This window comes from uncultured Methanobrevibacter sp., from assembly GCF_902774605.1.
Lineage (GTDB): Archaea > Methanobacteriota > Methanobacteria > Methanobacteriales > Methanobacteriaceae > Methanocatella.
Genome location: NZ_CACYJE010000030.1, coordinates 1 through 19,645, shown reverse-complemented (window position 1 = coordinate 19,645; position 19,645 = coordinate 1). Strand labels below are relative to the sequence as shown.

Below are 19,645 nucleotides of genomic sequence, written 5' to 3'. Positions count from 1 at the left end.
TCTTTCAATTAAATGATAATTAATAATAATGAATAAATGTAAATAAACTCTATGAGCATATAATGATTTTAAGTATTTTTTTCAATACTCCAATTAATATTTAGTTTAAACTAATATATAAAATATGTGAAATGTTTTTTAACCCATTGCGATAAATTATATTACAGTGGTGAATTTATGTCAATTAGTCCAAAAGATGTTTTGAATAAAAATAAGAATTTGAATAAACGCATTGGTATCGATAAAATCAATTTAGATAATGTTACTATTGATGATTTAAAGTTCAACGGCAATAACTATGAGGAATATGTCAATCTGCAGTCATTGCTTGAAAACGTGTCTGCATGCCAGATTTCAGATGCTTACAATGGAATATCAAGAAGATCAGGCGTAATTCCGTCAATCAAACCCGTCAACAACAAGAAGGTTTGGGGATCAATCTACACTGCCGAAACATCCTGCGACGATTGGGGAACCTCCGCCCTTGCAATAGATGGTGCCTGTGAAGGGGACATATTGTTTTTCAAGGTGGACTCTGAAGACATGGCGATATGGGGCGAGTTGGCATCCAGGTGCGCTCAGGACAACGGCATCAAGGCAACCGTCATCTACGGTTCAGCACGTGACCTGGATGCATTGCTGTATATCGATTATCCAGTTTTTGCAAGCAACTTCTGTCCGAATGCCGGTTTGGCCTTGGGTCTGGGCACCTTGAATGATACAATCGTTGTGGACGGCGTTGAGGTGAATCCCGGAGACTTCCTCTTCGGCGATGAAAGCGGCATCGTTGTCATTCCCAAGAAAATGTTCACACAAACCATGATTGCAACCCTGGCGGTCAAGGTTAAGGAATCCAACATCATCGATTTGATCAATGATGGAGTGGGTCTGGCCGAGATTGTGGGACTTGCGAAAAAACAGTAAAACATTTAAATACAAATCAATATTTATATATAAAGATATCGATACCTTTATATATAACCTATTTCTAATTATATAAATGATACAGATTTGATTTTAAGTTTGATTTTATGAAAGTTTTAGGAAAAAGTTTGCACATAGCAAATTCAGGAAAATTGATAGCTAGGTCAAATAAAACACCTTCACCAGGCGGAATAGTTTTTGACAGTAACAAAAACAAGATAGGCAAGGTAAGTTATGTTTTCGGACCTACAAAAAATCCATATGTCTCTATTCGCCTATTCAGGTCAGCCAATAGGGACAAGATAGAAAAAAATTGTGGTGAAAAACTATTTGTATCAAAACCAAAATCCAAAAAACCTAGAAAAAGGAGGATGAAACCACGACACAAAAAGTAAAAGAGGCTCCTAAAAGAGGACGCAAATCAGTAATTGGGGACAAAAGACAAAGGGATGTTTATGACGACACTAAACAGACAGTATGTCCTGAATGTGGTTCTGAAGAATTAATCGGGGACTACGAAAGAGCAGAAGTAGTATGTGCTCGCTGCGGTTTAGTAATCGATGAAAACCTTGTAGATATGGGTCCAGAATGGAGAGCATTTGACCACGAACAAAGAGACAAACGTACACGTGTTGGAGCTCCAATTACTTACACTATTCACGATAAAGGTCTAAGTACCATCTACGGTCGTGACATTCCTGCAAGAAACAGGGCTCAATGGTATAGGTTAAGGAAATGGCAAAGAAAAATCAGGATTTCCGGTGCAACTGAAAGAAACCTTGCATTCGCATTAAGCGAATTGGACCGTGACTCCTCAAGACTCGGACTTCCTAGAAGCGTAAGGGAAGCTGCAAGTGTAGTATACAGAAGTGCAGTGGACAATAAACTGATCAGGGGAAGAAGTATTGAGGGCGTAGTTGCAGCATCATTATACGCTGCATGCAGACGTTGTAATGTACCGCGTACCCTGGATGAGATTGCAGAAGTTTCCCGTGTAACCAAAAAGGAAGTTGGAAGAACATACAGGTTCCTGACCCGTGAGCTAAATATCAAATTGCCGCCAACTTCACCAGTTGATTATGTGCCAAGATTCGCATCAGAGTTAGGCTTATCCGGTGAAGCGCAATCCAAAGCTATTGAAATCATTGAAAAAGCAATGGAAAAAGGATTGACTTCCGGTAGAGGACCAACAGGTGTGGCAGCAGCTGCATTATACATTGCATCCGTTTTACTCGGTGAGAGAAAAACACAAAGGGATGTTGCAGACATTGCCGGGGTCACTGAAGTGACCATCCGTAACAGGTACAAGGAATTGACTGAACAACTGGAAATGGGAGTAACCTTATAGTTAATCCCTTTTTTTTTGATTAATCTAGTACAAGTACTGGTTAATCAATTCACTTATTTTTTTTTAAATTATTAAGGATCAATAATGGCAGAAATATCTTTCATAGCAAGAATGGCAACTTCTATTTTAAAATCCACCAAACCGGATTATATGGATTCTTCTGAAAAGGTTTTAGAATTTTTAAAAGAAAAAACTGATGATGCTAATCCTGTAAAGAGTGTTTTCAAAAGCTTTGACTTCAATTGCATGCAGGTATTTCATTATGGTGGCGAAAATTCCAAAAACACTATTTTGTTCATGCATGGAGGAGCATACGTCAATGATATCAACTATCAGCACCATTTGTACTGCTACAAGCTGGCCCGCAATCTAAACGCCAAGGTGTTATGTCCGGTTTATCCGTTAGCCCCGTCACATCATGCAATGGAAACATATGATCTAATCACTGAATTGTATAAAATCCTGATTGAGAATGATAATGATCTGACTTTAATGGGCGATTCGGCAGGCGGAGGCTTTGTATTGGGTTTTTGCCAATATTTAAATACAATCGACTTGCCGCAACCTGACCATATCGTCACGTTTTCCCCATGGGTTGATATTTCAATGGATAATCCTCCATATGACAATGATGATGACCCCATTTTGGGGGAAGTGGGCTTGAAGGAAATCGGCAAAAGATGGGCAGGGCATTTGGATGCTAAAGATTTTAAGGTAAGTCCGTTATATGGTGACAATAGGGGTTTAGCCGACACTCTGGTTTTCGCAGGAACCAATGAGATATTCTATAAGGACATTAAAAGATATGTTGAAAGGCTTGAAGAGGATAATGTGAATGTAAAATTCATCACGGGCAAGGGATTATTCCACATTTACCCATTGTTTCCGATTCCGGAAGCTAAAAAAGCATTCAAAATAATCAAAAAGGAGATTCTGGATTAAGGGGTTCTGGAATATTGTTCTATCCTATACATCAGCTCCTTAATTATTCCCTCGTTATCGGTTTTTTTAACGGTGTCAAGTTTATCCTGGTATTTCTGCAGGTTGTCTAAAAAGCTTTTAATCTTTCGGGCATTCATGGACTCATGATACTCCCCATACCCTAAACGCTGGACATAGTATCCGTTCAGGGTCTGTTCGAAATTGCCTTGTGCAGGAACTGAGTAAATAGGTTTTTTAAGGCAAATCGCCTCTGAAATAAATGTGAATCCTCCATTACATATCACCGCTTTGGAGGATGCAAAGTCATCATAGAACTCATCCTCATTAAATGTCTTGAAAGTTAAATTGCCGTCAACCTCATTCTTGTTGAACCCGTAAACGATAAATTTCTCATCGCTTAATGTTTTTAGCTTATTGATAAGTTTAACGCTTTCACGACTGGTTTGATAAACAATCACGTGGTCTTCATTACTTGGTTCTAATCTAAGGATGTCCTCGCGGATGACTGGCGGGTAGATGACCGCATGCTTTCTCGGGCGGACTTTCGGATAGAAGAAACTTGTCAGGATATGAATTTTTGGCTTGACGACATAGGTTTTTATAACGCCTTTGGCCTTAAGCATTTCCATCCTCTTGTCTGGAGGATAATGGATTTTAGTCTGGGTAATCATATGGATATTGTCCAGGCTGATCAATGGAATATGCAACATTTTTGATACCATTGTGGCGTATATCTCAAAATCAGTAACAATGACGTCTGGTCGAAGCTCACGCGCTTTTTTGTATAGTTTTTCATATCCCACCTTGATGTTGGTTGGATTTCTCTTCAATGCATTGGACAGTGTTTTTAAGTTGTTGACCTTATTGTTGATGTAGACGGTATTGAATCCACCAATCTCATAGACGTTGTCGAATTTGGAATTCAGGTAACTGTAGGCCCTGTCGCTTGAGAAGATGTGAATGTCATAATGCTCCTTAATCCTTTCAAGGATTACTCCGCTCCTGATGGCATGGCCCATTCCTTCACCGCAGACACAATAGAAAACTACCTTTTTCTTCCTGTTTTTCCTCACCCTAAAGTGTGACCGGTTGGAGTTGATTTTTTGAATGGATTCATCATAACTTGATTTGATGCGGTTTATTCTCTCAGCATGCTTTTCCAATGCTTTAAATCGTGATGCAGGTAGCCTTTCATGTCCATGGTCAAAGTTGTAGTTGAGTTCAGCGGCATCAGTTCTTTTTCCCAAGAAATCATTCACGGTGCTTTTGCCGTATTGTCTTATGAGGGTTTGAATGCCCTCTTCCTCAAGCCTCCTGGTTGAAACGCCAATCTTTGCATTTCTTAGCACTTTGAACGGTTCTTGTTTTGCAAGTCTTTCAATATAATCAGTGTCTTCTCCAAAAGTCAGGGATTCGTCGAATCCATCGTTTTTATCATGCAGATCCTTTTTAACGATGATTCCGTAACATCCCGCACCATGAGGCTTGATGTGTTCGACGCTTATCATGAAGTAATTTGCAAAATCGTGGAACAATTTGTCTTCTATCTTATTGGATAGTGGCAGCATTTGAGTGATTGCTATTCCAAGCTTCTCCATTCTGAACTCATATATGACATTTCTCAAATAATCCTCTGTCAGTTTCAAATCGGAATCGAGGAATAACAAGTATTCTCCCTTAGCCACTTTCGCACCATTGTTCCTTCCCACAGCTGGAAGCCCTCCATCAACCACTATGCAACCGTACTCCTTTGCAATTTCTCTGGTTTTGTCGGTTGAGTTGGCATCGGCCACGATTACCTCATAGTCGTCGAAGCTTTGCTCCTTAATGCTTTCCAATAGGACTGGGAGGTATTCCTCTTCATTGTATGTGGGTATGATAATGCTTAAAATCATATGTTAAGATATATTTTCTAAATAAATAAATCTTTTTGATATTGGGTGTTATTTTGTTTTTCACTTGTTTTCAGTTGTTTTCTTGAATCGGGTCTCATTCTAGATGTAACATGTTTCACGCATGATTTGATGTTACTGAAAGGAGCTGTTTTTGAAAGATCAGATATTAATCATAATGGATTTTTAGCATAGTGATTTTATGTGTGTAATTTTGGCATTAGGGAATTTTCATCATTGCTTTTTTGATTTCAATCAATATGTGTTAATTACAGTATAATGATTGTTTCTCAGTAAATTGGGATTTTTCATATGTTTTCAATTTGTCGGCGTCTTTAATCTTGATTGAATGTTTGAATGTTAATTCGGCTTGGATTTATTAAAATAATCTCATTTTCTCTTGTTTTGTAATTTAAGGGGTTTACAGTTGAAATATACCTTTCATTCGTGGTGCAATTAATTTTTGACATTGTCTTGTCTGCTCAGCATCAGCATTGCAACGATTGTTAGGATGAATCCTGTAAACATCAGCACTGTTGGAATCTCCGAATAGATCAAAAAGCCGAACATTAATGCTGCAAAAGGCTCTGCGCCTGATAAAATTATTGATGAGACTCCGGAGTCAATATAATTCAGGCTGAGTGTTGAGAAGATATAAGGCAGGGCGAATGAAAATGTGGAATGAATAATCAGGAATATTATTGTCATTGAAGGGTTGATTGAAATGAAGCCGTTAATCTGGCTGAAGTCAGTGAACGGCAACAGTGCAATTGATATGAATATTATTGAGTAAATGAGTATTGTGAAAGTGTGCTTCCCGCTTTCAATTGACTTTTTAGAGGACATCAGGTAAACTGCCCAGAACAATGCTGCGCCGACTCCTGCAATGATTCCCAATGGTGGAATGTGAACCATGTCGCTTTCAAGAAATCCGGTCATAAGCAAACATCCTATGATTGCAAGAATCATGCAAACAATCTTTCTTGATGTGATTTTCTCCCTAAACATGACATATGCAAAAATCAGAACGAAAATGGGTGCGGTGGATAGCAGGGTTGCTGCAAGGGACAACGGCACAGTATTCATTGACTCGTTATAGCATAGATTGAGTCCGACAATGCAGATTGCACAAGCAATAATCAGTGGAATGTCTCTTAAGTTTATCTTCAACAATTCCCTGTCGGTAAGGATGATGGCTATTAGAAGAGGAATGATTGCTATTGAAAACCTTAGGAATAGCAATGTTGTGGAGTCAATTCCGTTTTCAGTCAATGTTCTCACGAATATTCCGCTGGACCCAAACATCAATCCGGCTAGAATAGGTAAAATCATGTATAATTTTTTCATAATATCGTCCTAATAAGAGTAGATGTTCCATGAGACTGTGTAATATTCACACGAATTGTTCAATGGATACTTCAAGTCATTAATTAGCTGCATTTCATTATAACTAGGGTCTATATGATAAGTGGTCTTATTCAAACCGGCATCATGCTCCTGGCTGATGACTTCAGTGCTCACGTTTCCCAAGTCGATTTCATGGGTTGGATTTGCAACATCAACAGTGAAATAGTCGGGTTCCGCTCCCGCAAATGCGATTGTGAACCTTAGATATATCATTGCCACGACTACAGACAATATCAATAAGTGCTTAATCATGTATCCGTAATCCTTGAATGCCTGAGGCAATGGGGGTGGCGCTATGGACTTGTCGCTTTTGCATAACTTTTCATCATTTAAGTGAAACCCTATATAGTAATTTAAGTACTTTCCATCCAGGTAGACGAAGTAAAGTCCAACTATTCCGAAATAGGATGGTGTTGCAAACATTCCTCCATCAAGGATTCCTATAAACAGGCAACTGGAAACGAATGCCATAAGGAAGTTGGAAGGCCATGGGCAATTCTGCATTGAAAGAACTATTGTGGCGAATAGCACTGGAATGATCAAAACCACTAAAAATGCATAACTTGGAAGATATGCATATAGGCCGACGCCAGTGTTGATGCCGCTTTGGATAAATGGTCCCATAATATTGCTTAGAACTGCGCCTAAAACGGACTTTAGAAGATGGGTATGCAATATGCTTGTGGAACTCATGCCGTTAGTCATGGAGCAGAAAACAGTGTTGAGTCCAATGCCCATCTGCAGCCTAAATATCACTTCTAAAAAAATGCCTAAAATCAATAAAACCGAACCTAAAATGAGTGAAATCTTTAAAAACCTGGTATTGTCAATGTCTTTTTTAACCGCTTGGGATAAAATTAATAATAATCCAAAAAGGCCAAAAAATATAACATCCTTGCCCTTGGATGAACCCATCAAAAACAGGTAAGTGACTGGCCTGATAATGGGGTTCAGCACATCAGTTAGGAAAATCACCCCTGCAAGCAGTATTAATATGATTCCAACAAGTATAGTTTTATTAACTTTCATTAACAATAATTTAATATTAATAGTTTAAATAGGTGATGCCATGTTTCCAATCGAATACTTCATAGGGTTGATTCTGATAGGTGTGTTTGCAGGATTTGCCTCCGGACTTTTAGGTGTCGGAGGAGGATTTCTAATCGTGCCGCTTCAATACTTTCTGCTTCAATACATTGGAGTGGACTCCAACCTGGCAATGCTGATATCCCTGGGAACCAGCTTGGCAATTATCATTCCAACATCCCTCAGCGGAGCATACCGTCATACAAGAACAATGGATGACATTATAAAACCCGGCGTTCAACTGGGAATCTTTGGAATAATAGGAGGAGCCGTCGGAGGATTGGTAGCATCAGGATTGCCATTCAGAGTATTGGAAATAATATTCGGCTGCCTGTTGCTTTTCGTGGCCGTGAACAATATCATCAACATCAACAAGGAGCGAGAAAATGCCAGAATACCATTCAACCTGATCACAACCGGAATAATTGGATTGCTGGTTGGTTTTTCATCAGGATTGCTTGGCGTTGGCGGAGGAGTGTTTTTAATAGCTATCCTGACATCGCTTTTAGGATTTTCATTGATTGAGGCGATTGGAACATCCTCGATTTTCATTAGCCTGACTGCCATTGGAGGATTCCTGTCATATATTGTTTCCGGTTGGGGAGTGTCAACATTCCCATATTCGATAGGTTATGTCAGCTTGATAAATCTTGCCTTGATAGCGGCATTTTCAGTGCCATTGGCTTCTGTAGGCGCCAAGTATGCACATAGGATTCCTCAAAAAAAGCTGAAAATAATATTTTCGGTGCTGGTATTATACATTGCATTGAAAATGCTGGGCATACTGCCTTAAAAAAAGAAAAAACTTATTAAAGTTAAATAAGTTAATGTATAAGAACCATTCTTACAATGAAACCAACTATGAACATGACTATTGCAAAGTAAATTATGAACCTTCCGTGTTTACGGTACTCCTCATCGTCTTTTTTAAAGAAGAACAAGACCGCTCCGTAAAGCAAACCTATAATCGGAGACAGTATTGCAACAATGTATCCTATAATTGGTATGATCATGTTTCCCATTCTTTTTCACCTCCCATTCAATCAGTCTAAAATCATCATTCTATATAAATTCCAGTTCCCATTGCAGTGATTTGAATGTTGTCGCCGCCAAAACCGATCAGTGAATAGTTCAGGGTCAAATCCATAATCCCGTTTCCACCATGCTGCTTAACTTTACTGGCTAGCTTAACCAGGCATTCGTCCTTTCCGTCTTTGATACGAATCAACTGAAGGTATTCTGTTTTTTCACGTTCGGCCTGTAGGACAATATTGTCTTTTTCAACAATGACCTCGCTGTGGAACTGTCTGATTATTTTATGCTTCCTGTCAAACATTTCAGGACTTGTTATAAAGTAAAAATTCAAGCTGTTTATTAGATGGTTGCTTTCCAATTCATCATAAACGGGCATGGCATCGGCATCGATTTCAACATCTTTAGTTTCCCATTTGAATATTTGCTGGTTTTTTATCATGTTTTTAATTTTATTCTCATACTCCTTGATTGTCTTAAAGAAGCTTGCAAGGAATCCTCCAACAACCACTAAAAGGATATAGTTGACCAATGTGGGAAATGCCGCTTGAAGGATTATTATGATTGATCCTGCAGTGATGATGTTGAATCCTAATGTGGGATTTTTCAAAATAAAACTGTAAAAAGTAGTGTCTATAAAAAGGATGAACGCACTGATGGCTCCAATGTTTTCACCAAGCAGCCTGTTTGCCACTATGGTTTCCACATAGCCAGCGGACAATGGAGCAAAAATCAGGCCCAAATTCCATCCGTAAATGTCAATGTGCAAAATTAGAAATATGATATATACAAGAAGACCAATGCCAGTGCCTATTGCAACGCATAGGATTGCCCTTCCGTTATATTTAAAATTCCGATTTTTAAATGTGGACTTCATGGTTATTCATATTTTACTGCTGTACCATAGGCTGTTACAAGAATGGTGTTTCCCATGGTGCCGCCAAGGTTATCATATGAAATTTTAAGGCCAACAATTGCATTAGCGCCCATTTGCTCGGCCTTTTCAATCATACTGTTAAGTGTTATGTCCCTTGCCTTTTGAAGCTCTTCCTCATATCTTGAGGTTCTCCCGCCAACAACATCACGAACTCCTGAAAACAGGTCCTTATAGATGTTGGCTCCGATTAGTGACTCTCCAGTGACTAATCCTCGGTAATCTATAATTTTCTTATTTTCAAGAGTGCTTGATGAAGTTAAAATCATGAATATCACTTATTTCAGGAATGTCATTATTGCCCATACGATTAAAAAGATTGCAATAACCACATATAATATTATTCTGCTTCTTCTTGTTTGAGCTAATCTAGCATCCCAGACTTTCTGACAATCAGGGGAGCATACGAGTTCGTTTAAAGGTATTGGTGTTCCGCAAATCGGGCAATGTTTATGAGGGTCTACTGCCATTTTATCATCTCCTTTTATATTTTAAAAAATTCTTCAGTATTTTTGGTAACTTGAATAGCTAACTCTTCTGCATCTATTCCCATGCATAGTGCAATTGTTTCGAGGATGTGAGGTAAATATTTTGGTTCGTTCCTATTCTTTTTAGGTTTCTTGTCGAAATTCTTAGGTATTAGGAATGGGGCATCGGTTTCAATCATTAGTTTTTCAGGAGGAATCACGCTGACCGCTTCCTGCAGGTCTCTTCCTCTTTTCATGTCACAAATCCAACCGGTAACTCCGATGTAGCAACCTAAGTCAATGTAATTTTGAGCTTCCTGCTTGGTTCCTGTAAAACAGTGAACAACTGATTTTTCAACAACGCTGTCATGCCTTTCCAAAATGGAATACAAGTCCTTATGTGCTTCACGCTCATGCAAAAACAATGGCATTTCAAGTCTTTCGGCAAGTTCGACCTGCGCTTCAAACCATTTTCTTTGAAGATCCTGCGGTGAGAAATTCCTATTGTAGTCAAGCCCGCACTCGCCGATGGCCACTACACAATCATTTTTTGATATTTTCTCCAATTCGAACATGCTGTGTCCGTTGCATGTTTTAGCGTCATGGGGATGGACACCAGATGTTGAATATAGTGTTCCAGGGTACTTGGAAACGTATTCTGCAGCCATTTGGCTTGAGTTGATGTTGGTTCCGGTAATGATGAATTTGTTGACTCCAACCTTTTTCGCTTCTTCGATTATTTCAATGCGGTCCTTTTTAAAAGAGGAATGCATTAAATTTAACCCAATGTCAATGAGATTATCCACCTAATCACCTTATTCGCTAAGAACTCTGGTTCCAACGGTTTCGCCGTTAACTGCCTTGATTAGGTTTTCAGGTTCAAAACCATTTGTAATTACTGTTTCCAGATTTGACCTTTTAATCATCTGCACGGCAGTGGTGTCAAAGAACTCATAGGTTCCTGCCTTGACGTCTTTGCCGCTTAAAAATTCAAGCAAGTCTGTTGCAGTTATTTCAGGGACAAGTTCGGCATCATCAAACTTGTTTGGGTCTTTGGTGTACATTCCGTCAACGGAAGTCAGGTTAATGAGTTTGTCGGCTTGAATGTATTCGGCCAATATTGCTGAAACCGCATCGGTACTGTGTGCAGGTTCGGTTCCGCCCATGACGATGATTTTTCCAGTGGCTGAGAATTCCAATGCTTCCTGGAAGTTATGAGGGACTCTTTGGTATGCCGCATCGCCAAGTGCAGACAGCATTAGTTTAGCGTTGATTCTTGTAACTTCGATTCCAATATCGTCACATTGCGCTTCTCCGGCACCCAAATCACGAACGACACTAATGTATTCCCTTGCAGGCTTTCCTCCACCTACAACAACAAACAGTTCATGTTCGGTTGCCAAATCCTTTAGGATGGCACTGTATTCCTGGAATTTTTTACAATCATATTCTTTAAGTAAAATTGATCCTCCAATTGCAACAACAATTTTCATATATTCACCTTATAATAATTTATCAATGCAATATTATTTAAATTTTAATTAATCATAATTATAATTAATCAACAAGGGTGTTTTTTCATGAGTTTAGAAAATCAGATATATATCAGGAAATCCAGTAGAAATTATTTGGATGATGAAATCGACATGACAGTAATACATGAATTCATGAGCAATGTTAAACCATTGGTTGAGGGTGTAAATTATTCATATGAGATACTTGACGCCGATGAGGTTAAAGTTCGCGCAGGATGGTCCTCACCATACTATCTGGCATTGTATGGCGATGAAAAAGAATATGGCCTGGAAAATTTGGGTTTTGTTTTCCAGCAACTGTCATTATACCTTCAAAGCATGGGTATTGGCAGCTGCTGGGTGGGAATGGCTTCCCCTAAAGTTAAAAAGGATAATTTCGTTATTGTAATGTCTTTTGGAAAATCCGACAGGATGACTCGTGAAAAATCAGAATTCAAAAGAAGGGGATTGGAGGAAATTTCCGATTTTGCTGATGAGAAATTGATTCCGGCACAGCTTGCACCATCAGCCATCAACTCACAGCCATGGTACTTTAAGCATGATGGGGAAGGATTTGACGTCTATCAGAAAAAGCAGAACATTTTAAAGCGCCAAGTGTTGAAGAAATGGAATCCAATTGATATGGGCATTGCATTGGCTCACTTATACGTATCCAATGAGGATACATTTGAATTTTACAAGAAAACTAGTTTTGATGAAATGAAGGGTTATACTTACACTGGAAGTATTAAAATTTAAAAAAAGTAAAAAATAGAGGATTTAAGCATCCTCTGAAATTAATCCTTTGTACAGTAAACCTGCAATGACCGCACCGACTATTGGGGCTAGAATAAATACCCAAACTTGCTGTAGGGCTTGACCGCCAATGAATAGGGCGGGCGCTAAACTACGTGCAGGGTTGACTGAGGTTCCGGTTAATGGAATTCCCATGATGTGCACGAATGTAAGTGTTAAACCGATTACAATTCCTGCAACAGCTGCATTTTCCACTTTTTTGGTTACTCCAAGTACGGTGAATACAAATACAAATGTTAAGATAATTTCGACAAGTATTGCACCAACAACATCCAATCCGACACTTGATGCTGATCCGAATCCGTTTTGACCAAGGCCGGTTGCAGCATATCCTCCAAGAATTGGAGCGGAGTTAATTATCATTGCCAAAAGAGCAATACCGATTATTGCACCGATACATTGGAATACAATGTACATTATCAAGTCTTTTGTTTCCAGTCTACCATCAATCCACATGCCTATTGAAACGGCAGGGTTGATGTGACATCCTGAGATGTCACCAATTACATATGCCATAGCTACAATAGATAAACCGAATGCCAAGGCTATTCCAAGTGTACCTAATGTGGTTCCAGCTATTGCGGCACTTCCACATCCGAAAAGGACTAGAACCATTGTTCCAATTAATTCTGAGATATATCTTTTCATAAATTTCCCTCAAATGTAATATTACTTTATCATATTATTTAAAATCTTCTTAATCTTTTGTAAAGTAAATATGCAAGGAACAATACGAACAATATTGCCACGAATGGGAATACATGTAGCAGTATGGAGTCGTTAACCTTATCGAAGTGGTATTCACTTTCAAAGCCCATATGCTTTGCATCAGTATGATTTTGTGTTATTTTCGCAAAGTTATATAATAAGTCATAATAGCTTATATGCGCTCCCTCATATTCAATGGAGTCCGGGGCTCTGCCGTTTTGATCCATGTAGTCTCTGACTATTCCACCCATTTTGAAATAATCATAAATTGAATATGTGTCTTTAGCCATGAATGAGATGCCCATTGGATTTTCAGGTGCATCATATGCCTTAGGAATGTCCAAGCCGTTACCATTCAAGTATGAACTTGTTTGATATAACAGTTGCGGCGCTGAATAATTGCCGTATGTTCCATCCATTTCCTTGTCGCCGCTTTTAATCAATTCCTTGCTTGCATTTGCCATTATTGAAGGCTTTATGATGTTGTGGGTAATTAATCCGTCACTTAAAATTGTTGTATCGTTTTCATGAGTCTTAATAATGTCAACAATCTCTTGTGCTAACTGCTTGTTCATTGATTCATCGTATTTTGCTAAATATCCATCTTTGGCATTATCTGGGAACTCTTTTGTTGGCTGAACATAATAGATTCCTGCATTTTTAAGGAATGTTCCTGGGTCGTGCATTCCGGCAAGGCTCTCATTTGAATAATTGTCGTCCCATGCCCTTCTTAGGAAATTGGTATGGTTGTCCAAGTCGTAGCTACCGGTATTGACAAACACAATCTGCTTGTCTGAGTTTGTTGTTGCAGTGGCCAATTGCAGGTAGTTTCCGGCATCGGATGCGGCCAGGCATATGCTCACGTCACTTGTCACCTCTATTGCCCGCCAGCCTTCACCTGGTGCTGGGGCCTGATTGTCCACAATTACTTGAAGTTCTCCTCCGCTAATCTCCTCAATGTATTGCTTAAGGGAGTTTAACATTTTGATATCATTATCATGGTCTATAATATTGTCTGATGTAATAAAAACGGTTTTTGCTGCAGTCACATCTTGAATGACTGGTGCTACAATTAATACTATCATCAGAAGTATTGCAATTTGTCTTTTCATGTCTCTTTACCTTAACTTTAGTTATTATTTATTTATGTCCTATTTGAATAAAATATTTTTTCAAAGTGATTTCAATATTTACTTGAAATTGAATTAAAACTCTCCATTTTTAATTTTGACTTATGTCAGTACATAGTTTTATATATTAACAAGTAAAATAGTGTTTTTGAGGATTTAGAAAGATTATCTTTTATTTAAAGTCAATTTTGCATTGATTTGAAAAATCTTAATTTAATGGTTAAATTGGGATAATCACTAAATTTGGTCAGAATATTTAGAAAAATACTCTGTGATAGGTGATTAATTAATAATTGTCCTACTAATTTAAGGTTTATCCTTAAAATTAGTCATATTTGATTATTATTTTTAAATCTAATCTGAAAATAAAAAGATAATTGCTAGTTAATAGCTTTTTGTTAATTAATAGTGTATAATCGTCCTCAAAAAGGTGATTTATAATGTTAAAAAATAATGGAAAGATAGCTATTCAAAAAAACTTCCTACTATGTCTTTGCGTTATCTGTTTAATATTCACATCATTCGGATTAGCAGTTGAAAATTCCTATGCTGTGGATTTAAATGAAACCTCAGACACTGTAGGGACCCAATTAGATAGTGAAATTCAACTAAATTCTCAAGAAAATGAAATGTTGGAAGGTGATAATTCGAACAATGATATGTTAACTGCAGAGCCCGCTAAACCGTTTGATGATATTAAAAAAGCCATTTCTAAGGCTCATGATGGAGACACAATTTATCTGTCAGGATTATACTTGCCAAAGGATAAGCACTCTGTTATAACTGTTGACAAAAGCATAAATATAGTGGGAACTCAGGGTACAATAATAGATGGTAATGGGGTATCGTCAGTGTTCATGGTTACCTCTCCGAATGTGGCTATAAAGAATATAAAATTTATCAATGCAGTAGGGGAAAAGGGATCATGTATTTTTGCACTTGCAAAAAATGTATTGGTTGATAATTGTGCATTTGATAAAAATCATGCATTGTATCAAGGTGTTGTTTCAACAAAATACGACTTGTACACTGGTGAAAATTTCAAGGTTCACAACTGCAACTTCACCCATAATGAGGTTTATCAGAATAATCGCAATGCAACTTCGGCCGGGGCACTCGGTGCTTATTCAATGAATGTTGATGTGTATAATTGTATTTTTGACTCTAATGTGGTTAGAAGTCCTGTTAGCTGTTATGGTGGTGCGATACAAGTGGGATTGGATGAACCGAATTATTATGCAACTATCAGAAAATGTACTTTTAAAAATAATAAGGCAGTATCTGACATTGGAGAATCTCATGGGGGTGCAGGCTGCGTTCGTAATGGGGTTATTTATGAAGACTGCGAATTTATAAACAATTCCGCAGATATGGGGGGTGCATTAACTTTCCATGCATCCGGAAGAATAAGTAACTGCGTGTTTAAAGGAAACAAGGCCACAAGCGTTTATGGTGGTGCAATATCAACAGGATTTTTATATGAGTCAATGGTGTTGACAATAGCGAATTGTGATTTTGAGGGCAATACCGCACCTCTCGGGGGTGCTGTTCAGGCAAGTGGTTTGAACGTGAACATCTTTGATTCAAATTTCAAAGACAATTATGCAACCGACTATGGGGGTGCTGTAAATATAGTGGCAACCAATGTTAAGGTTGAAAATTCTAATTTCACTAAAAATTCAGTTGGAATCGATGGTGGAGCCATCTTCATCAAAGGTCAACAGACTGTCGTGGCTTATTCATCATTCGTATCAAATCAAGCAATTCCTGATGTGAATAAACTAAATGATGGATTGGGCGGAGCCATTTATATCAACAGTACTCAGGCGACAGTCAAGAATAATAATTTCAAATACAATACTGCAAGAAATGGTAGTGCGGTTTATTATGATGAATGTGGGGATAAGCTGATTTTGATGAATAATGAGTTCTATGAAAACCAGGCATGGGTTTATCAGTTGCCTATATATGATAGGGATATCTACTATGGTGACAGCGAGGAAATCAGGGTAGTTATCTATGGTGGAAATAATATTGCTAATTACAATAATCTGGCTGTTTCAAACGCCATATATAATGGTGCGGATAATGCTAAATTGGATGTTGACGGTCAGACTCCTGTTGATGGAGCTACAAATGATGGAAGATTGTATCAGGACGGCCGTGAGTATAATATTGCAATATTGTTGAAAGTAACTCATGAGGATGGTACTGTAATATATGACAATTCATTAAATTCAAGTTATTTGGGTGAAATCAGTATCAACTTAACTGATTTAAGGCCTGGAAAGTATTATGTATCTGCCAAACACTTTGAAGATACATACTACAAGGGAATAACTAATGAATCAACATTCAGGGTCTATCCGAAAGTTGACAATAAGATAACAATAACCCCTAATGGCTATTCATTTAATTTTGAGGATGTTGTCGTCTGGACAGTCAACATTACAAATTTCGGACCAAATAATGCCACTGGTGTTGTTGCTTATAATATTGTTCCTGAAGGCTTGATTTTGGCAAATCACACTTTTGGAAATAGGTATGATCAAAAAAATGGGGTTTTAAACATCAGTGAGTTAAAACCCGGTGAAAATTTAGTTTACACAATTGTCACCGTGATCGATAAAACTGGAAATATCACATTTGATGCCAACATCACCGCAAGGGAGACTGACGTCAACTTGACAAACAATCGTGATGAAAAAACTATTCATGTCAATCCGGCATCTGACTTGTCCGTGGTAAAAACAGTTTCAAGCAATGCTCCAAACTATCCGGATGAGATAACCTGGACAATAACCGTAAGCAATAAAGGCCCTGATGTTGCTCATAATGTGGCTGCACATGACGTATTGCCTTCAACATTGATATATGTTGATTGCGACGGCAATTACAATAAGACTACAGGAATCTGGAATATTGGAACTTTAAACAATGGCCAAACCATCAGTTTAAATATCCGCTGCAAGGTTAATCGAACCGGCCTGACCCAGAATAACGTCTCAGTAAACTGTTCCGAATTTGACTACGACTTAACAAATAATTTTGATGAGGAATTGATTTACGTTAATCCTGCAGCTGATTTGAGCATCATCAAGTCAGTCAACGAAAGCAATGTCAACTATGGAGACTACGTCAAATGGACAATAACAATAACCAATAAGGGTCCTGATGAAGCGACAAACGTTTTAATCACTGATATCCTGCCTGAAGGATTCGATTATATAAGCTCAACAGCCAATTACATCAACGATACAATATCAATCAATCATCTAAAAGTGGGACAAACAGTCGTCGTGGACATTGTCACTCAGGTCAACATCACTGGGGACTACATTAACTTGGCAAACGTGTCAAGCGACGAACATGACTATAACTTAACTGACAATGAGGATGAAGAGCCGATACATGTCAATCCAGCTAGCGACTTGTCAGTTACCAAAACAGCATCTGACTCAAATCCACAATATCACGATGAGGTCACATGGGAAATCGTGATTACAAATAATGGTCCGGACATTGCGCATAACATAACAATCAAAGATCTTCTCCCGGAATCATTAATATGGCTTGATGATGACAGCGAAGGCGATTATAACCCTGTCACCGGCGAACTGTTCATAGACGTCCTGGATGTCGATGAATCATACACATTAAACATCGAAACATTGGTTAATTCCACAGGAGACATTGAAAACAATGTGACTGTAAATGGAAGCGAATACGATTACAATACAACAAACAACAAGGCTAACGAAACAATAGAAGTCGAAAAATCTGCAGACGTATTCCTTGTCAAATTAGTCAACCAAACAAATCCGAATTACAATGACCTGGTCACATGGACACTGATCATTTCAAACAGGGGACCTGATAAGGCCAACCACATTGAAGTTGAGGATATCCTGCCTGAAGGATTGATATTCGTTAGCTACAATGCGACTAAAGGAATTCTATATGAGGGAAAATGGGTAATGTGTTGTCTGGAAAATGGTGAAGAGCAAAGGTTCAACATGGTGACCCGAGTAAACAAAACTGGTAAAATAACCAACATGGCAACTATTCATGCTGACGAGTATGATTCCAATGAAACCAACAATGTCGACAATGAGACCATAGATGTTCCTTTAGCAGTTGATGTGGCAGTGACAATCAACGTTAACAATACCCGTCCTTACTTCGGCGAAGCAGTAAACTGGATAATCAGCGTAACCAATAATGGCCCTGACAATGCAACAGGCGTGGTATTGGCTGACATGTTGCCTGAAGAAATGATATTTAAGGATTATAGTTCTCCAAATGGATTATATGGCAACGGGGAATGGAATATTGGTTCATTGAATGTGGGTGAAACCAAATATTTAAACATAACTGCGGTTTCAAATGCATTGGGCGAAATCAGGAATGCCGTTGATGTCATGTCCAGGGAATATGACTGGAAAAGGGATAATAATCATGATGATGCATTGGTCAATGTTAAGCCTGTAGTGGACTTGTCAATAACAAAAGTGGCTGATAATCCAACACCAAAATATGGCCAAAAGGTAAAATGGATTATAACAGTCACCAACAACGGTCCAAACAATGCCCACAATGTCATTGTATATGAGGCGCTGCCTGAAGGATTGTCCTTTGTCAAATCCAATGGAAACTATGATGGAAAATCATGGAGGGTTGGAAACTTGAATGTTGGCGAGTCCAGGGAACTGCAAATCACCTGCAAAGTGACTTCAACCGGTGAGATTGCCAACACTGTTAACGTTAAAAGCGATGAATATGACCCTAACACAACAAACAATCATGCAAATAAATCCATCAATGTTCCTCCAGCCAGCGATTTGTCAATCACAAAAATAGCATCAAAATATAACTATAGGACAGGTGATGTTATTGAATATCGCATTGAAGTGGTTAACAACGGTCCGGACACTGCCCGCAACATTAAAGTCAAGGAAATTCTAGATGACCTGTTAAAGATAAAGTCATTTAAGGCAACTATGGGCAAATTCAATAAGGCTGCATTAACATGGGTTATTGACAGTCTCGGTTATGGTGAATCAGCCGTCCTGTACATTAAAGCAATAGCAACAGGTGCAGGAATAGTTAGGAATGGGGTGTCAGTAACTAGCGATACCTTTGATCATGATTTGTCAAACAATAAGGATTATGCCATAGTTAACATTACTGAAAAGCCAGTGCCTGATTCATCCGGCAATGGAGGAAATCATAATGCTAATTTGAAAAAATCTCCTATGGGAATGTTGGAAAAGCATGCTACTGCTAATCCATTTTGGAGTTTAGTGATTGCATTGATGTTTTCAGTAATATTTTTAGATGGCCGTATCTTGAAGAAAAGGTAAATAATACTTTATCTAATAATATTCATAATGAAATAGGAATAGACCCTCTAGATCAATTCATGCAAGATTTCCACCAAAAAAA

The 19,645-nt window shown here is 38.3% G+C and carries 18 protein-coding genes; 7 read left to right on the top strand and 11 right to left on the bottom strand.

Going from position 1 to position 19,645, the window contains the following annotated elements; all coding sequences use genetic code 11:
- Positions 1 to 177: 177 nt before the first annotated feature.
- The 4 genes from QZU77_RS06685 to QZU77_RS06670 all read left to right on the top strand — a co-directional run bounded on the left by QZU77_RS06685 (position 178) and on the right by QZU77_RS06670 (position 3,214).
- Entirely contained in the window at positions 178 to 924 is a 747-nt protein-coding gene (locus tag QZU77_RS06685; protein WP_295601913.1) for an RraA family protein, read from the top strand.
- A gap of 107 nt (positions 925 to 1,031) precedes the next feature.
- Entirely contained in the window at positions 1,032 to 1,319 is a 288-nt protein-coding gene (locus QZU77_RS06680; protein ID WP_295601910.1) for a Gar1/Naf1 family protein, read from the top strand.
- A 32-nt stretch (positions 1,320 to 1,351) separates the two neighbouring features.
- Positions 1,352 to 2,272 carry a transcription initiation factor IIB gene (locus tag QZU77_RS06675; RefSeq protein WP_295601972.1) on the top strand — a complete coding sequence of 307 codons (921 nt, stop codon included), beginning with the start codon at positions 1,352 to 1,354 and terminating at the stop codon, positions 2,270 to 2,272.
- Positions 2,273 to 2,356: 84 nt separating this feature from the next.
- A complete protein-coding gene (locus tag QZU77_RS06670) occupies positions 2,357 to 3,214 on the top strand; it encodes an alpha/beta hydrolase (protein ID WP_295601907.1) in 858 nt (285 codons plus the stop codon).
- Here QZU77_RS06670 and QZU77_RS06665 read toward each other — a convergent pair.
- The 3 genes from QZU77_RS06665 to QZU77_RS06655 all read right to left on the bottom strand — a co-directional run bounded on the left by QZU77_RS06665 (position 3,211) and on the right by QZU77_RS06655 (position 7,542).
- Positions 3,211 to 5,109, bottom strand: coding sequence for an MJ1255/VC2487 family glycosyltransferase (locus tag QZU77_RS06665; protein ID WP_295601904.1), 1,899 nt, complete (start codon positions 5,107 to 5,109; stop codon positions 3,211 to 3,213). The genes QZU77_RS06670 and QZU77_RS06665 overlap by 4 nt on opposite strands.
- Positions 5,110 to 5,562: 453 nt before the next feature.
- Positions 5,563 to 6,453 (bottom strand): DMT family transporter, encoded by an 891-nt coding sequence (locus QZU77_RS06660; protein WP_295601901.1) that lies wholly within the window; start codon positions 6,451 to 6,453, stop codon positions 5,563 to 5,565.
- Positions 6,454 to 6,462: 9 nt separating this feature from the next.
- Positions 6,463 to 7,542, bottom strand: a complete 1,080-nt coding sequence (locus QZU77_RS06655; RefSeq protein WP_295601898.1) for a hypothetical protein — start codon at positions 7,540 to 7,542, stop codon at positions 6,463 to 6,465.
- A 40-nt stretch (positions 7,543 to 7,582) separates the two neighbouring features.
- Between QZU77_RS06655 and QZU77_RS06650 the strand changes: the two genes are divergently transcribed.
- Positions 7,583 to 8,392, top strand: a complete 810-nt coding sequence (locus QZU77_RS06650; protein WP_295601895.1) for a sulfite exporter TauE/SafE family protein — start codon at positions 7,583 to 7,585, stop codon at positions 8,390 to 8,392.
- Between the two features lie 31 nt (positions 8,393 to 8,423).
- On the opposite strand, the gene QZU77_RS06645 is transcribed toward QZU77_RS06650, so the two are convergent.
- Genes QZU77_RS06645 through pyrH form a run of 6 tightly spaced genes read right to left on the bottom strand, consistent with a single transcriptional unit; the run spans position 8,424 to position 11,525 of the window.
- Positions 8,424 to 8,621, bottom strand: coding sequence for a hypothetical protein (locus tag QZU77_RS06645; RefSeq protein ID WP_295601892.1), 198 nt, complete (start codon positions 8,619 to 8,621; stop codon positions 8,424 to 8,426).
- A 35-nt stretch (positions 8,622 to 8,656) separates the two neighbouring features.
- Entirely contained in the window at positions 8,657 to 9,508 is an 852-nt protein-coding gene (locus QZU77_RS06640) for a hypothetical protein (protein WP_295601890.1), read from the bottom strand.
- Between the two features lie 2 nt (positions 9,509 to 9,510).
- Positions 9,511 to 9,834 (bottom strand): YbjQ family protein, encoded by a 324-nt coding sequence (locus tag QZU77_RS06635; RefSeq protein ID WP_295601887.1) that lies wholly within the window; start codon positions 9,832 to 9,834, stop codon positions 9,511 to 9,513.
- 9 nt (positions 9,835 to 9,843) lie between these two features.
- On the bottom strand, positions 9,844 to 10,035 hold the full coding sequence (locus tag QZU77_RS06630) for a DUF2116 family Zn-ribbon domain-containing protein (protein ID WP_295601883.1): 192 nt from the start codon (positions 10,033 to 10,035) through the stop codon (positions 9,844 to 9,846).
- A gap of 14 nt (positions 10,036 to 10,049) precedes the next feature.
- Positions 10,050 to 10,838, bottom strand: coding sequence for a TatD family hydrolase (locus QZU77_RS06625; RefSeq protein WP_295601882.1), 789 nt, complete (start codon positions 10,836 to 10,838; stop codon positions 10,050 to 10,052).
- 9 nt (positions 10,839 to 10,847) lie between these two features.
- Positions 10,848 to 11,525, bottom strand: a complete 678-nt coding sequence (gene pyrH, locus QZU77_RS06620; RefSeq protein WP_295601879.1) for a UMP kinase — start codon at positions 11,523 to 11,525, stop codon at positions 10,848 to 10,850.
- Between the two features lie 87 nt (positions 11,526 to 11,612).
- Here pyrH and QZU77_RS06615 point away from each other — a divergent pair, with 87 nt between their 5' ends.
- Positions 11,613 to 12,305 carry a nitroreductase family protein gene (locus tag QZU77_RS06615; protein ID WP_295601877.1) on the top strand — a complete coding sequence of 231 codons (693 nt, stop codon included), beginning with the start codon at positions 11,613 to 11,615 and terminating at the stop codon, positions 12,303 to 12,305.
- A gap of 21 nt (positions 12,306 to 12,326) precedes the next feature.
- On the opposite strand, the gene QZU77_RS06610 is transcribed toward QZU77_RS06615, so the two are convergent.
- Both QZU77_RS06610 and QZU77_RS06605 read right to left on the bottom strand, forming a co-directional pair.
- A complete protein-coding gene (locus tag QZU77_RS06610) occupies positions 12,327 to 13,010 on the bottom strand; it encodes an MIP family channel protein (RefSeq protein ID WP_295601874.1) in 684 nt (227 codons plus the stop codon).
- A 38-nt stretch (positions 13,011 to 13,048) separates the two neighbouring features.
- Positions 13,049 to 14,182: an adhesin gene (locus QZU77_RS06605; RefSeq protein WP_295601871.1), complete on the bottom strand. Its 1,134-nt coding sequence runs from the start codon at positions 14,180 to 14,182 to the stop codon at positions 13,049 to 13,051.
- Positions 14,183 to 14,640: 458 nt separating this feature from the next.
- Here QZU77_RS06605 and QZU77_RS06600 point away from each other — a divergent pair, with 458 nt between their 5' ends.
- A complete protein-coding gene (locus QZU77_RS06600) occupies positions 14,641 to 19,563 on the top strand; it encodes a hypothetical protein (protein WP_295601868.1) in 4,923 nt (1,640 codons plus the stop codon).
- The last annotated feature ends 82 nt before the right edge of the window (positions 19,564 to 19,645 follow it).